The organism is Vibrio sp. 10N.286.51.C3, from assembly GCF_003050065.1.
GTDB classification, from domain to species: Bacteria; Pseudomonadota; Gammaproteobacteria; order Enterobacterales; family Vibrionaceae; genus Vibrio; species Vibrio crassostreae.
The window spans coordinates 76,980-91,407 of the sequence record NZ_PIGC01000013.1 but is presented as its reverse complement, the minus strand read 5'-3'; the positions used below and the strand labels follow the sequence as shown (position 1 = coordinate 91,407).

The 14,428-nt window shown below is 41.4% G+C and carries 15 protein-coding genes; 1 reads left to right on the top strand and 14 read right to left on the bottom strand.

The window, feature by feature from the left end; genetic code table 11:
• Positions 1-58: 58 nt before the first annotated feature.
• The 14 genes from CWO27_RS15170 to CWO27_RS15105 form a co-directional block, all read right to left on the bottom strand.
• A complete protein-coding gene (locus tag CWO27_RS15170; RefSeq protein ID WP_107899182.1) occupies positions 59-541 on the bottom strand; it encodes a tetratricopeptide repeat protein in 483 nt (160 codons plus the stop codon).
• Positions 542-568: 27 nt separating this feature from the next.
• Positions 569-1,120 carry a class IV adenylate cyclase gene (cyaB, locus tag CWO27_RS15165; RefSeq protein ID WP_102433360.1) on the bottom strand — a complete coding sequence of 184 codons (552 nt, stop codon included), beginning with the start codon at positions 1,118-1,120 and terminating at the stop codon, positions 569-571.
• 89 nt (positions 1,121-1,209) lie between these two features.
• Positions 1,210-1,572 carry a hypothetical protein gene (locus tag CWO27_RS23775; protein WP_240698872.1) on the bottom strand — a complete coding sequence of 121 codons (363 nt, stop codon included), beginning with the start codon at positions 1,570-1,572 and terminating at the stop codon, positions 1,210-1,212.
• A 109-nt stretch (positions 1,573-1,681) separates the two neighbouring features.
• Entirely contained in the window at positions 1,682-2,158 is a 477-nt protein-coding gene (locus CWO27_RS15155; RefSeq protein WP_053085782.1) for a DUF2059 domain-containing protein, read from the bottom strand.
• Between the two features lie 580 nt (positions 2,159-2,738).
• A complete protein-coding gene (locus CWO27_RS15150; RefSeq protein WP_107899181.1) occupies positions 2,739-3,194 on the bottom strand; it encodes a hypothetical protein in 456 nt (151 codons plus the stop codon).
• Between the two features lie 198 nt (positions 3,195-3,392).
• Positions 3,393-3,893: an opioid growth factor receptor-related protein gene (locus CWO27_RS15145; RefSeq protein ID WP_107899180.1), complete on the bottom strand. Its 501-nt coding sequence runs from the start codon at positions 3,891-3,893 to the stop codon at positions 3,393-3,395.
• A 460-nt stretch (positions 3,894-4,353) separates the two neighbouring features.
• Complete coding sequence (locus tag CWO27_RS15140) at positions 4,354-4,827, bottom strand: response regulator (protein ID WP_010438444.1); 474 nt, start codon at positions 4,825-4,827, stop codon at positions 4,354-4,356.
• Positions 4,814-6,169: an ATP-binding protein gene (locus CWO27_RS15135; RefSeq protein WP_107899179.1), complete on the bottom strand. Its 1,356-nt coding sequence runs from the start codon at positions 6,167-6,169 to the stop codon at positions 4,814-4,816. Before CWO27_RS15135 ends, CWO27_RS15140 begins: the two co-directional genes overlap by 14 nt.
• A gap of 6 nt (positions 6,170-6,175) precedes the next feature.
• Positions 6,176-7,594 carry an SLC13 family permease gene (locus CWO27_RS15130; RefSeq protein ID WP_107899178.1) on the bottom strand — a complete coding sequence of 473 codons (1,419 nt, stop codon included), beginning with the start codon at positions 7,592-7,594 and terminating at the stop codon, positions 6,176-6,178.
• A 414-nt stretch (positions 7,595-8,008) separates the two neighbouring features.
• Positions 8,009-8,899, bottom strand: coding sequence for a hypothetical protein (locus CWO27_RS15125; RefSeq protein ID WP_107899177.1), 891 nt, complete (start codon positions 8,897-8,899; stop codon positions 8,009-8,011).
• Positions 8,900-8,937: 38 nt separating this feature from the next.
• Complete coding sequence (locus tag CWO27_RS15120) at positions 8,938-9,387, bottom strand: GNAT family N-acetyltransferase (protein WP_102448240.1); 450 nt, start codon at positions 9,385-9,387, stop codon at positions 8,938-8,940.
• Between the two features lie 111 nt (positions 9,388-9,498).
• Positions 9,499-9,915 (bottom strand): hypothetical protein, encoded by a 417-nt coding sequence (locus CWO27_RS15115; RefSeq protein ID WP_108161880.1) that lies wholly within the window; start codon positions 9,913-9,915, stop codon positions 9,499-9,501.
• Positions 9,908-10,795 carry a hypothetical protein gene (locus CWO27_RS15110; RefSeq protein WP_102448242.1) on the bottom strand — a complete coding sequence of 296 codons (888 nt, stop codon included), beginning with the start codon at positions 10,793-10,795 and terminating at the stop codon, positions 9,908-9,910. The genes CWO27_RS15115 and CWO27_RS15110 overlap by 8 nt, the downstream gene beginning before the upstream one ends.
• Before the next feature lie 191 nt (positions 10,796-10,986).
• Entirely contained in the window at positions 10,987-12,000 is a 1,014-nt protein-coding gene (locus CWO27_RS15105) for an endonuclease NucS domain-containing protein (protein ID WP_102448243.1), read from the bottom strand.
• A gap of 581 nt (positions 12,001-12,581) precedes the next feature.
• Between CWO27_RS15105 and CWO27_RS15100 the strand changes: the two genes are divergently transcribed.
• Entirely contained in the window at positions 12,582-14,405 is a 1,824-nt protein-coding gene (locus CWO27_RS15100) for a M4 family metallopeptidase (protein WP_107899176.1), read from the top strand.
• Positions 14,406-14,428 lie beyond the last annotated feature (23 nt).

Sequence of the window (14,428 nt, the reverse complement as noted above, 5' to 3'; positions counted from 1 at the left end):
TCGAATGATGCTTAGGCTTTTCTCGTATTAAGTGAAGCGTGTTAATCACAGCTCTCGCTTACCAAGTTTTATCCAAGTCTTGAGCATACAAAGAGATCGCTCGTTGGTACTCTTTGATCGGCTCGCTATTGGTCGTAGAAACCAACAATTCAAGCAACAGAGACGTTGCCTCTTTATGGCGACCCAAATTATACAAACACATCGCGTAGAAAGGCTGAACTTCAAGGGAACCAGGGTACTCTGCCATCGTCTGTTCGAAATAGCTTAAAGCCTCTGCATAAAGGCCTAGGCTTCGATAAGTACTCGCCAACCCGAAAAGCGCATCAAAACGCTCTACTGAAGACAGTACGCCAGACAGAGACAATACATAGTGCTCAATCGCCTGTTGTTCTTTGCCTTGATTGTCGTAAGACCAAGCTATCTGCAAGTGCGCTTTCGCAACATAATTTTCATCATCGAGTAGTGTCGCCAGCAAATCTCGTGACTCTTGATACTTGGCCTCTTTGCGCAATTCGATGGCTTGTTTGATAATGGTGTCCATAACTCTCCCTAACGCTTAATCGCTGTGCTATGCGTTCATTTCCTCGAACATCTGCTTATAAGATTGAGTTTGTAGTGCTGATTGAGTCAGCCCAAACCGACTGGCTAATAACTCCAACTCATCTTTATAAACCGATAACTTAGACTCATCATCCGTCATGATAGCGAACTCTGCAAAATCACCGATACCCTTTAGTGAGTCGACAGTAATATGAAATTCGCCCACGAAGTAGATACTGCGTGTCTTCTGCGCTTTTAGAATCACTTCGTAACCCAAGTTCTCAAGCATACTCTTGGCATTCGACGCATCGGTGATATTTGTCGCTTCGCACCGGTCAGACTCTGGGCCTTTTACAATCCATAGCTTAATGCCCGATGGCTCCATAGTCCGAATGCACAAACTTTTGTTTTGAGCTTGTAAGCTTCTGTCTGGGCTATCGAAATACCAATCGCACTCAAGATTATCTTGGAGCATCACTTCATGGGGAATAAGACTCAAAGTTTTCAAGAGTTCTGATTTAGAATCGAGGCGATACTTAAGCTCTACTTCGTATTTACCTTGGAAATGGTCGTTAGTCATATACTAGCTCGGTGCAAAAAAGGCGATACTAGCACACCAACCAAATCCGAAATACAAACTGACGCACAACACAAACTAAAGCCGTGAAACTATGTTCGACACGCTAACATACGGGTCCATTCTTCTTTGTTCATTGCGCCTTTAGAAAGGTAAATATTGTGTTTCTGCATTGCACCTTTCGTGTATGAAAGTTTGATGAAAGAGCCAATTTCAAACGGAAGAAAGCTGCGCTGTAAAGTCACATCACAAGCAACTCCATTTAAACGTACATGACCGTTCGTGATTTCAAATGAGCTATCGCGAAGCTTCCACCACAACATTAGAATTTTTATTAGTGGAGGAACACAAATTATCAGCCCTATGGTTAGTAGCGATGAACGATCACCGTCTGATATCCAATAGACAAGACCTAGTGCAATAATAAACAGTAACTCTGAAAATAAGTATTTAATAAAATTTAATTAGATACGACTGTCCATGATTTCTCTCGGTAATACAGCATGATGAAGATGTGAACATCTTAGTTGTTCAACGAAAACTAACGTGATAGTAGATCACCAGTTACTTAGCACTATGCTCCTTTATGAAAGGAGTGATTCTTTCAAGTAATTGTTGTTGCTTATCTTGAGCTTCTGTCATGCCAATTTGCGCTCCAAGCTTTGCTAACTCTGGCGATTTTTGTATCAGCTTTTTCCCAATTGGCGTGTCGTAAAACTCTATTATTTGGTTCATTTCCGTAACGGTAAATTGATTAGAATAGAGCTTTGCAATTTCGACACGCATTTTTACTCTATCAATATCATTTTCAAACCAATCTTTATAAAGATCTTTTAGTTGGTCAGTTTCTTGAGAATTAAGCTCAAGCTTACCCGCTATCTGATTAACGATTGGCAACATTGCGTCGAAACCACCTAACATTTGTTTATCAACGTCCATCGCCGTCAACAATTTTTGTGCAGTTTCAAACTCAACGGAAGTATTAGCTTGTGCAAATGTACAAATGAAAACTGACAGGACTAGACTAAACCCTTTAAACATGCTGATTCCTTTTATTTGATAGAATGCTATGGCGTATAACGGTTATTAAGCAGACGGCGTCTGATTTCTCATCCTAAGCTTTCTGCTCCGCTCTTAAGTCACTAATATTACCTGACTTACTTTATAAATAACAAGAGGTTATATAACTTTCACCTTAATTCATTGGAGGTATACAACATTACGCAAACTTTCGCAGGTTTATTAACAAACAACTCAGTTTCGTTTTGATTGATAGATGCTAAAAATCCTGAAAACTGATAGAAATAACAATATTAAAAATCCAAAAATATCATTACTGATATATTTTTAATTAAATAAAATCAGTACATAAAATTCAAACAGCAATGACTTTAATAACGAATATACTCTCATGCGTTTACGATAAACAATAATATTTAATCTCTCAAAAACTTGTCATAACACATGATATTAGAGTGCTGCATATGTATCTTGTTCGGCTAACCCATCAACGTAGACCAACTTTAATTGAGAACGGTAAAAGGCAGAGTTCCCTAACGTAATAACCTTCTGCAAATGCGTATCGAAAGTGCCAAATGTTGGATGTCATGAAAATTGTCCTTTATTCGTCAACGCCAAGATTGTCGCCCAGCTTTTCTATAAACCAACTCCCTTGGCACGGGCCATTGGTTAAGTGCCACCGACCATCAAATCTCTTACCGCTGCCAGTTGCTGAAAAGCGATAATCCCACTGGCGATGTTTGGCATATAACCGTAAGTCGCCGCTTTCTGTCACCCAACCTTCTAATGGTGTTCCGTTGTAGGTGAGCCTTAGCGTGGCTTTACCCTCACGAATGGTTCCGGTGATGGTTGTCCGTTCACACATATTATTGCCAGTGGTGTTAATACGGCGGCCTAGCCACTCACCGTCGAAATCAGTAGAAGTCACAAATTGGGGACTATCAGGAAGTTTAGGAAACGACTCAGAATTACTGGACCCGAACCACTGGAGCTCACGACCAACAAGGAAGAAGACAACAAAACCGATTGATATCGCTATCACAAATCCCTTTTTCATTAGCCTCTTCCTAATCCGCTGACCTTAAGAAAAGAACCCTAACATAATGAAAAGTAATAACTTACTATCAATTTAATTAATTTTGATATATTCCACAAATTGCATTCAAATGTTGAATATAGAGAAAGCGGTATCGTACAAAAATGCCGCGCATTGAGAATCAATGATGTGCAGTGCCGAAAACTCTGCACAGAAAAACTAACCTTCCAAGGCATTGCGCCAATACTGAACGGTTTTCTCCGACACCGAGCCTGTCTCGCTCGCCGCTGATACTAGAAAGTCACATAACCGAGTTGCGACCTCTTCATTACCTAACAAATATAAACTGCGAATAGCTCGCGTTAGTCGAAGCTGGTTATGGTCATGATTCTTCAACCATACGTGATTCGCAGGGCTAAGTGGCAACAGTGACGATATCTTACTTCCATCTCGCTGCATTCCCCAAAACTCGAGCATCAGGTCCAGCACTTGTAGATGAGCTGTGCGAAGCGCTTCTGAGCTAGCAAAAAGCGCCTCATCTTCTTGAGTCACCAACGGCGCATGTTGATTAAACTTAGTCCCTTCATCGATTGGGAAAAACACTTGAATATACTTATGGTCGTGCTCTAACCAAAAGTGATTATAAGCTAACAACTGTTCAATATTACGACCAAACTTATCTGGCGCTTCACCCAATATAAAGCGAGCAATCTCACTCATTTTAAAATCCTATTGACTATAAACCACTACTTGTGGGCGAATGCATTATTACGCAGTAAGCCTTGAAAAACCTAGTCCTTTACCTTGTAACTACCGATCGGACTTCGAACTCCAAATACCGCACGTTAGGAATCACTTGTTAATATTTCCAACTCACAGTTCTAACAGACGACACTGATACCCTGCGACGCATTTTAGCTCTGTAATATGTTCATGGAATCGTTCGTAAAGAAAACACAATGCATCCGTTGGCGTTGGCGTAGCGTATGAGTTTTAGACTAAAGGTAGCAACCAGTGTGTTAATAACTAAGTACTAAAACCTGAACGACTAAAAGAGATAGGTAATATATGCACCGAAAGGTTACATCTTTCAAAGACAATATCCTTCAGAAAGCGTCCTTCGGTGCATACAATTTCAAGCGACTTACATTAGTGACTAATGTAACGCTAACATAAGAGACTAGCGTAAGCGTCTCAACACAACCTGCTGGTCGAGCTCATTCTGATAGTCCGTGTAATCAAGCCCTTGATCAAATATGTACTCAGTGACAAGAGTGCGAATGCATTCAACTAATGTGCTTGCTTGCCAAGGTTTTTCAAAGTAACGGTCGATGCCTGCTGCATTAATCGCATTGATGGTATCGGTGTGAGTGGCCTGCCCCGTAAGAAGAATTTTCTTTGTATTCGGAAAGCGGCTGTCATGGAACACGTCAGTGAGTAACTCCACGCCCGTTTTCCCTGGCATCACATGATCAGACACGATGACGGTAATGTGTTCGCCTTCCGCATCAAGTTCATCAATGAGATCAAGCACTTCTTGCGCTGATTCACAATCTTCAATATTCAGCCAACTCGCCAGCGGCTCTAAATCTTGTACCACTGCGCTAAGTACTTCTCTCTGGTCATCGACACAGATTAAATTAAGCTTCTCCATGTTCACCCTCTACTGGTAACTTGATTCTAAATACAGTTTTAGAAGCATCACTTTTCACAATGATACTTCCGCCATAACCCGCCACAATCCGCTTAACGATTGATAAACCCAAGCCCAATCCAAACGACAAACCACCTTTTTTAGTGGTGAAGTTGGGCTGAAATACCTTTCTACGAGTCACCTCGTCTATCTCAGGGCCGTTATTCGTGATCGTAACTAATATTCTTTTCTTACTTAGTCTGGTTTGAATTTCTATTGCAGCATCGTCTGAATTCGACATTGCATCACAAGCATTCTTTACAATGTTGACCCAGATCTGAACGAGCTCTGTTTTCGAGCCTTTAAAAGTCGGCAAATCTGCTGGGCTCAATCGCACAGATACTCTACGTAACTCACTTTGTAACAACGATAAGGCATGGTTAATGGAGTCGTTAATATCAACCGCTTCTTCGGTGTCAATATCAACTCTGCCAAGTTGTTTAACCGATTTTACGATGCCAACGGTGTGTCTAGATGCCAAACGTAAATCATGTAAATCACAGCCCATCTGCCAAAAACGAATCGCTTCTTCTGGGTTTTTCAGCCAATGTTTTGAAATAACGTCTGTTGCAGATAAAGCGTCAATTGGAATCGCCTTCGCAAGAGAGCGAGCAATGTTTTTGTCTAAACCATATTTTCTTTCAAATTGTCGCCCACGTGTTCGCGCTTCTGACGACGACGTTTTCTGACCATGCATTAACCCAAAATCAAAAAATTGACTGGCTTCTGGATGCACTTCTTCAAGTAGATCCATGATGACCGTTTCAAGTCGGCCAGATTTACTATTTACTACACCAATAGCGTTGTTAAGCTCATGGGCAATCCCTGCAGCTAATTGACCCAAGGTCGTCATTTGCTCAGCAGTATGTAACTTCTCTAGCGCTTTTTGTTTCGCGATCGCTTCCTGTGTTGCGCGGCGTTGACGACGCGACAACTCATTGACAATCACAGGTGTGAACTGTGCGGTAAGAGGACCAAATTTACGTTCATCTTCTGCAGGCGTGTCTTTATCGATCCACGCTAACTCTACATCGGTTTTAGCAACAACCGTTGAAGATGCAGTCCAATTACCTGAAAAGAAGCTATGAACGCCTATAAAAGCCCCGCTACCCGCGCTAAACACTCGCACTTGCGGTGTATTCGCATCGGAATAAAACCCTTCCAGTTCCCCACTCAACACATAATATAAACGAGTGTTTAACGCTGATTGTTCAATAATGGTGTTACCGGCACAGCACGTCACCCGACGTTCTGTGTGGTTAAAATAGCGATCGATAAGTGCTTCTAACTTTTGTTGATACACGTATCGTTACCCTATGTGACCAATTGAATGTAGCAGCCACACCATAACAAAGCTCAATAGCACACCAACCACACCCAAAATAATACCGATTCTGGCCATTTGATTACTTTGCACATGGCCAGTGGCATGAGCCAACGCATTCGGTGGCGTACTGATTGGCAGCGACATACCTAATGAAGCGGCAAAAGTTACAACCAGAATTAACGTTAACTCACCACCGAGTGGCGTGAGTGAAGCCATAGACGAACCTAATGCAGCCATAATTGGCATTAACAAGTTAGCCGTTGCGGTATGAGACATGAAGTTTGCCATTACCAAACACAAGAACGCCGCTCCGAACAACACCACATAGGGTGAGTAAGTATCAAACGGAATGCTGTGTACCACGAGCCTTGCTAAGCCAGTTTTATCGAGAGCTAAACCAAGCGCAATACCACCTGATACAAGCCACAGTACGTCCCAAGAAATCTTTTTCAGGTCTTCTTTATTGATGATCCCTGTGAGTGAGAACACAGCGACAGGAATAAGAGCGACAGTATAAGAGTTCATGCCATGGCTTGAGCCCATTAACCAAAGAATGATGGTCAGCGCAAAAGTGACGTATACCGCAATGGCTTTAGGCGTTTTAAGGAATTTACCTTTGATGCTTAGCTCAATTTTCTTTTGGTCAGCTTTGTACATAAAGCCGATTAAAAACCACGCTAACGCCATCATAATAACGACAAACGGCACACCAAATGCCATCCATTCACCGAACGTAATGAGATTATCGCCAACTAAATATTTAAGTGCGATAGCATTCGGCGGGGTACCGATAGGGGTACCAATGCCACCGATGTTAGCGGCAACAGGAATACAAAGCGCAAACGCTACACGACCGGGGTCTTTCGGACCAAACACAGCCAGTACCGGCGTTAAAATAGATAGCATCATTGCCGTTGTTGCCGTGTTAGACATAAACATCGAAAAGATACCAGTGATCAACATTAAGCCGAGCATCACAAACTTTGGGTCTTGTCCAAATGGCTTCAACAACACACGAGCTAAGTTTACGTCTAATCGATATTTAGTGGCGGCCATTGCTAAGAAGAAACCACCTAAAAACAGCATGATGATTGGGCTAGCGAATGTCGCCATGATATCGCTGTATTTTAACAGCTCACCAAAATGTTCTTCCCCATGATCAAACCTTAAAAAGATCAGCCCTTTATCCGACAACATCAATAATTGCAGAACGATAATAACAACAGACGTCGCGTAAATCGGGATAGGCTCGAACACCCAGCACAATGCCGCTAATAAAAAGATCGCGATAACGCGTTGTTGAATAATCGTAAGGCCTTCAAATGGAAACGCTGATAGCGGCATTAAGAGGATAATGAAAGGAATTAAAATAGGGATAATGTATTTAATATAGGGGCGCATAGCACAAAAACTCTTCCTGAGATAACAACTACTTAGAAATTAGATTTAAAGTTCTAATTTAGATCCGACAACGAATTATCGACCTCTTATCACTATCTCACTATCGGCTAGATCAATGATTACGTAATCGCGATATCCCCTTTTTCGTTTCTGTGCGCTACCTCTACGTTTGTGTGTCATTTACTGTTGCAATTAAATTCCGAGAAACAAAAGGCAAACGTTCGCCTTTGCGTGGGAGAGCCGTAATATGTGAGCTATATTTCACACCTGACTGGTTTTCAGAAGTAAAGAGCACAGCTGCATTATCGAGTAGCTCTTTTTTTCAATTTGAGATCTGATTAGCGTGTAAGTTGTACTTCTGCGCTAACTAGCCTGATAACGTTGCATAAGTTAAATGCAACATCCTAATTAAACTCACTTTTCTAACAGACGACACTGATACTCGGCAATGTGCTTTAGCTCCGAAATATGTTCAGGGAATTGTTCGTGAAGAAAACACAATGCATCCGCTAGCGTTATCTGGTGTAGATTCGACGTATACCCAAAAACCAATCGGTGAACATTGTCATAGAGCTCATCTGAATTATCTGAGCTTTGACACTGCGCTAAGATAGCTTGATCAATCTCATCGTCAGGATCTTCCAACGGGCTATTGGCCTGTTGATAGAGATTAAAAAGCATTGCGTCATATTGCTCTTTCGACAGCTCTTCCTTACAACGCATTATCCACGTCAGCGTAATTAAGTTATGCCCAAAGAAACCAAACTGTTTTAAGCATGCTTGTAATACGCTATTGAGCTCTACGGCTTCGTTTGTGTCAGTGCTTCGGTCGCCGTCAGAACGAGTCGATGTGACAAATTCAGTGAAGCGGTTAAGGAACGCTGGCACTTGAGACGGCTCTAACTCACGGTAAACGCGATTCAACGCCAATAAGATAGTCACATTGTGGGAAAGGTATTCGCTTGTTTTAGAAGCCTGCGAAACGTAATACGAGAAGATATCTTGAAAGCCCTTATTCTCATGCCACTGTATTAATGCAGCATACGACGCTGGGTATACCCCATTATCCAATATCCTTTGAATACGAAAATCTGAGAACTTGGGTGCCTGCACCGTTGCAGAGTACTCACCTAAAACTTCAATCTCAGTTTTATCTATCAACTCACTCGTTTTAAGCCACACATTGTCTGTTGTGCCGAAATAATCATTAAGGTGATTCGCTGCCAAATAGGCTTTTAAAGAGTGAGGTTGATGGATGCTGGCACTGCTATAAAGTGCTTTTTCCAATAGTTGGTCGCTTGTCATGTTTCCTCCGTGAAACTAAGACAGAATAGGTTTGGTTGTTATATGACCAGCGTTTTTGAGAAGCAAATTGAACGATCTACACCGACATATTTACCATACGCACTGGATTCTGAGTAAGAGTGACGACAGTAAAAGGACACCGCTTTTGAGTTAACTCTACGTGTCGATAGAACAGCTTTTCGATAGCCTTTTTCAATCGCAAAACATTCGAGTTTTTTCAATAAATAAGAGCCCGCACCGGCTTTGTTAGAGTACATCCGCTTAAGTTCACAAACTTCACTTTCATGATATCTAAATACCCCACATGCCACAGCACTATCATTTAGATACACCACGATACATCCATCTTTTGGTGGGTCAAAAGCGTCGGATACAAAAGAGCTTTCGCCTGTGTCATTAGTAATCTGACGAAGTGACGAATTCAGCTCAGCGATTAATGACTGAAAATCTCTGTGATTTGGTTCTACTTTCTTATATTCGAATTCCATACCTGCCACATAATGCTAATTCAATCCGCACAATTACTTATGAACAAGCCCAACTTAATCACTTAAACTAACACATAGTAAAAATGCCACGCACGCCGAATCGCGCTTAAATCAATCGTTACCCTCTTCTATCATCGCGTGTGCAGCCGAACCTACCAAAAAGAAGACCAACGATGCCAGAGAGAAAAGTATAATCTGTGTCTTTACTAAGAAGCTTGAAACACCACCGTCGATAAGGATGAGAGCCAACACAACTAGGCTTGGGACTAGACCCAATACGAGAATAAATGAAAGCAAGACAACAACCCGCTGCCACTTAGCTTTGGAATGAATAACTGATCCAGAAACTAACTTAACAATGACCTGTCCAAATAAAATTGAAGCAGCAAAACTCCAATCAGCAGCTTGAAAGAAAGTAGAAAAGTCAGCCTTGTATATTTTTATGATTCCAATGACAAGGAAAGGTAAGAAGATAAAAAGATACTCAGATAATAAGATCAGCAACGCATTTTGATTAGATTTATTCATTGTCATACTTTAATTCTTGCTGTAGGTGTAATACATCTACTTTTTTATGTACAAATACCACTTCATATTTAGTATCAATCAGCCTATCAGATTTATCAAAATATGCTGTTGTTACGAGATTGCAAAGTAATCCATCACCTGGAGCCACAGTTTCTATTCGAGAGTGGAATTTATCTAACCACTCCTCGTGTGTAATACGCGCAGAAATCGAAGATTTCTTGCGTAAGAAGTCCCACATTGATTTACCAATAAAGTCTGCTTTTTTAATTACTAGGGTTTCCGTTGTCGTATTCTTTTCAACTCTCTCGATCAGAATTGCTTCTACGTCATCTTTTGTTAAATGGAACTTCTTATTGATTATTTTTGGTTCACCACGAGAATTAAAGTAAACTTGATCGACATCGTTCAACTCCGTAGTTGACTGCGATAATTCTGTATAACCTTTTAACAACCTGTAGCGATCCAGTGAAAAAACATTAGGAAACTCCTCAACTTCGAACTCCACAGCTGCTGTTGCTATTTCGTCTTCTAAGTCAGCTAGAACCTCTAATGATTCAATTGTGTCTCTTTCAGCGATAAAAGATATAACTAAATCAGTACAATAATTAAGGAATTTAGTTAAACGACCTTTTTGCTCTTCTGTCACATCCCCTTCAATTTCAGGGCATAACCAAGACTTTATGGAGCCCTCGTTAATATCTGAAAGGAGGAAGCTTGATTTGGTCTCAGCAGAAACAGAGTTAAGTAAACATGAATGAAACTCTTCAACTGACGAAATCAAGTGACTCATTGAATTAAAGACACGTTGAGGATTACGAGAGTTCTTCTCAAAATCAATTTTAATACAGAGATCGCTCTCTCTGCGCTTTAGCTTAGACATTTATAGACTCATAAAGGACGTACTGTTGCGTATTTTATCCCTTTAAAATGATAAGGGATTAGTTGACTACCTATACAGTATTTGATAGAGGGTTAACGCCGTATTAGCTCTGAGCGGCGCTTTCCTATGTTTTGAGCGAAGCGACAATGGCAAGCGTTGCGAATCACTCTTAAATGTTTGTTACGTGCGTGTCAGCCTAGGCGTGTTTTTAATTCTTGAACTAAATCTAAAGCTTCCTGCTTAGCGAGGTAAGGGACTTTGATCGTCCTCGCCCAAAAAAAGCTTTTACCCAAGAACTCACTGACATCTGAAAATGACATTGACGCCAATTTATCTCCACGACATGGAATGGGAGTTAAGAAATCAACCTCTCGGTACCAAGTGTCGCCGTCAGGTTTGTAAACCTTACTCTTAACTTTACCAGCTGCCACAACCCCATGACCTTTATGGCTAAAGAACACGATATCGCCTTCATTGACATGCCCAACAAATCTTTTCGCCTCTCCGTATGCCTCTAGACGACCATTTTCGAGCATGTGCCAAATACCATTTGAGTCATATGTTCGATTTGTATCAAATAATACACCTTTAACATCTCTTGGATTTTTATGCTTGTCATAAGGAGGAGCAAAAAACTCAAAGTATTTATTACCGTCTAATTCATAAATCCGGTAGGGTAAAAAATCGATTGAAAGTCCGTTGTTTTTCCAATAATCAATAGATGAGATTAATGATTCATCTGCTGCACTGCCTATAACGATTAAATGTTGTTTCCGATTAATTTCCTTTGGCTCTAGTTTATGTTCAAGTTCAAAGGCGTCTTTATGAGAATCAACTAGAGATTTACTAGTATCACCAGTGTACTGCTTAAACTTCATTTCAAGCTTGCTATAAGTCCACTGTCCAGCATCTTCCGCATACCTAAGAACTTGCTGAACTGCTCCTGAATCTGCAGAACTTCGCTTCAACTCAAAAATCACGAGCTCACCTTGCTCATTCAAAGCATAAAGATCTGCTTCAGCTTGAAATTGTCGCTCTTGAAAAATAGGCATCAATTTAGAATCTTCAAATAGCAACTCTAAGATATTATTCGCAATGAGGTTCTCTAAATCTTTCTCTAGCTTCCCAAATGATGATAAATCCTGAAATTCAACTGGCTCTAGACCTGAAATTTCGTCATTTTCTTGTTCTAATTTGTATAACATCAATCCTCCTGAGCATGTAACAGCTTTCCGTCTAGTTTCCTGTGCGGTCTATCTTAAGCGACTTACTTTATTCATAACAATTACTTATCGTTCTTAGTTTGTGATTGAACAAGAAAATGTAGATGTTTTCCTGCCTAACGAGACTAAGTGTTAAAAAAGGTGAGCTCTGTACTTAGCGGTATTGTTAAAACAAGTTTGCTATTGATAATGAAGACAATATTAAAACCAAGAAAAACTCGGTTATTGATTTATTTGCAATTAAGATAAAGACAGAAAAATAGCGAAGTTAACTTAAAGAAAAGTATTCTCTAGATTCAAACAAAGCGGAGTTTAATAACTCCCGACCCTTCATACGTTTACGATAAATAACAAACTTAGATTTTATAAAAACAATTTAATCAATAAGTATTTTTGTAAACTTTGAATTACATACTCTAAAATTTAATCTCTAATAAAAACTTGTCATAAGCCGAAATGCTCTTCCAATCTTGATTCGCAACACATGGCATTAGCGTGTTGCATATAGACTTCCTATAAAGCCGTTGGGAAGAAGGAGTTTATATTAAAATCAGGAACGAAAAATGAACCAACAACGTCAACTAAGCTGGAAAATAGCAGCCATTCTAGGTACGTCTTTCGGCTTTACTGCACACGCTGCAGAAATGGTCAGAGTCGATAATGATGCATTACTACAACAAAGCCTCGTCGCTCAGTCGAAGAGTGTTGCTCCACTTGAATTAGGTTTTTCTGAGGTAAAACGGGTGGTACTGCCCAATGGAAAAACGAAAGTCCGCTACCAACAAACTCACCTAGGCTTACCCGTCTTTGATACCTCCGTTGTCGCCACCCTTTCCAAGAACCAACCCACTCAGGTGTTCGGTTCAATGGCACAAGGGATCAGTGGAGACCTATCCAGCATCGCACCAAAGCTGAATCAGGAACAAGCGATTGAAGCTGCGATCTCCTCTCACCGCACGTTTACTGTCGGCAAAAAGTCGATTGAAAACAAAAACGCGAAACTGATGGTGAGATTGGATGAGAACCAAGTCGCCCAAGTGGTGTATCTGGTCGATTTCTTTATCGCTTCCTCTTATCCAGAGCGCCCTTTTTACTTTATTGATGCCATGACTGGCGAAGTAATCCAAAAATGGAATGGTTTAAACCACGCTAAATCGTCTGGTACTGGCCCCGGTGGTAACCTCAAAACCACTCGATATGAATATGGCAGTGACTTCCCTAGCTTTCCCATCGACAAAACAGGCACGACGTGTAAGTTAGAAAACGATTCAGTTAAGACGGTCAACTTGAACCACGGAACATCTGGCAGTGCAGCCTACAGCTACAACTGTGCCGACGGAACCAACTACACCGATCATAAGTACATTAACGGTGCTTACTCGCCTCTTAACGATGCGCACTACTTCGGTAATGTCGTGTTTGATATGTACAAAGAGTGGATGAACACTTCGCCGTTAACCTTTCAGTTGACCATGCGTGTTCACTACAGCTCGAATTACGAGAATGCGTTTTGGAACGGCTCATCAATGACTTTTGGTGACGGTAAAAACACCTTTTACCCATTGGTCGATATCAACGTGAGTGCCCACGAGGTTAGCCACGGATTCACCGAGCAAAACTCCGGCCTTGTCTACCGCAACATGTCGGGTGGTATGAATGAAGCCTTCTCCGATATTGCGGGCGAAGCGGCTGAATACTACTTGCGTGGTAATGTGGATTGGATTGTTGGTAGCGATATATTCAAATCGGAAGGTGGCTTGCGTTACTTTGATCAACCATCAAAAGATGGCCGCTCGATTGATCATGCCTCTGAATACTACGACGGTTTGAACGTCCACTTATCTAGCGGTGTTTATAACCGCGCCTTTTACCTTCTAGCGAACAAATCGGGTTGGGATGTGCGTAAGGGCTTCGAAATATTCACAGTCGCAAACCAACTGTATTGGACGGCAAACAGTACCTTTGATGCCGGTGCCTGTGGCGTAGCAAAAGCTGCAGCAGACATGGGCTATGTGGTTGCCGATGTTGAAGATGCTTTTAACACCGTAGGCGTGAATGCAAGCTGTGGTGTCACACCTCCAACTGGCAATGTATTAACGAAAGGTACACCGATTGCGAACCTAAGCGGAAACCAATCATCAGAGAGCTTCTACACCTTCACTGTAGATTCAGCATCAAACGTGACGGTTTCAATGTCTGGTGGTTCAGGTGATGCCGACCTTTACGTGAAATCGGGAAGCAAGCCAACGACATCGAGTTACGACTGTCGCCCTTATCGCGCTGGAAACAATGAGCAGTGCAGTGTGAGCGCTCAACCGGGCGTAACCTACCACGTGTTACTGCGCGGATACTCTAACTACTCTGGCCTAACATTGCGTTTAGATTGAGTTAGAGCGTACCGCTGAAGGCA

Coding starts and splice junctions, on each gene's coding strand:
- CWO27_RS15130 (WP_107899178.1), bottom strand. CDS start 7,594: ATGCGCCCCTATATTAAATACATTATCCCTATTTTAATTCCTTTCATT.
- CWO27_RS15170 (WP_107899182.1), bottom strand. CDS start 541: ATGGACACCATTATCAAACAAGCCATCGAATTGCGCAAAGAGGCCAAG.
- CWO27_RS15105 (WP_102448243.1), bottom strand. CDS start 12,000: ATGTTATACAAATTAGAACAAGAAAATGACGAAATTTCAGGTCTAGAG.
- CWO27_RS15155 (WP_053085782.1), bottom strand. CDS start 2,158: ATGTTTAAAGGGTTTAGTCTAGTCCTGTCAGTTTTCATTTGTACATTT.
- CWO27_RS15120 (WP_102448240.1), bottom strand. CDS start 9,387: ATGGAATTCGAATATAAGAAAGTAGAACCAAATCACAGAGATTTTCAG.
- CWO27_RS15150 (WP_107899181.1), bottom strand. CDS start 3,194: ATGAAAAAGGGATTTGTGATAGCGATATCAATCGGTTTTGTTGTCTTC.
- CWO27_RS15140 (WP_010438444.1), bottom strand. CDS start 4,827: ATGGAGAAGCTTAATTTAATCTGTGTCGATGACCAGAGAGAAGTACTT.
- CWO27_RS15110 (WP_102448242.1), bottom strand. CDS start 10,795: ATGTCTAAGCTAAAGCGCAGAGAGAGCGATCTCTGTATTAAAATTGAT.
- CWO27_RS15125 (WP_107899177.1), bottom strand. CDS start 8,899: ATGACAAGCGACCAACTATTGGAAAAAGCACTTTATAGCAGTGCCAGC.
- cyaB (WP_102433360.1), bottom strand. CDS start 1,120: ATGACTAACGACCATTTCCAAGGTAAATACGAAGTAGAGCTTAAGTAT.
- CWO27_RS15145 (WP_107899180.1), bottom strand. CDS start 3,893: ATGAGTGAGATTGCTCGCTTTATATTGGGTGAAGCGCCAGATAAGTTT.
- CWO27_RS15115 (WP_108161880.1), bottom strand. CDS start 9,915: ATGAATAAATCTAATCAAAATGCGTTGCTGATCTTATTATCTGAGTAT.
- CWO27_RS15100 (WP_107899176.1), top strand. CDS start 12,582: ATGAACCAACAACGTCAACTAAGCTGGAAAATAGCAGCCATTCTAGGT.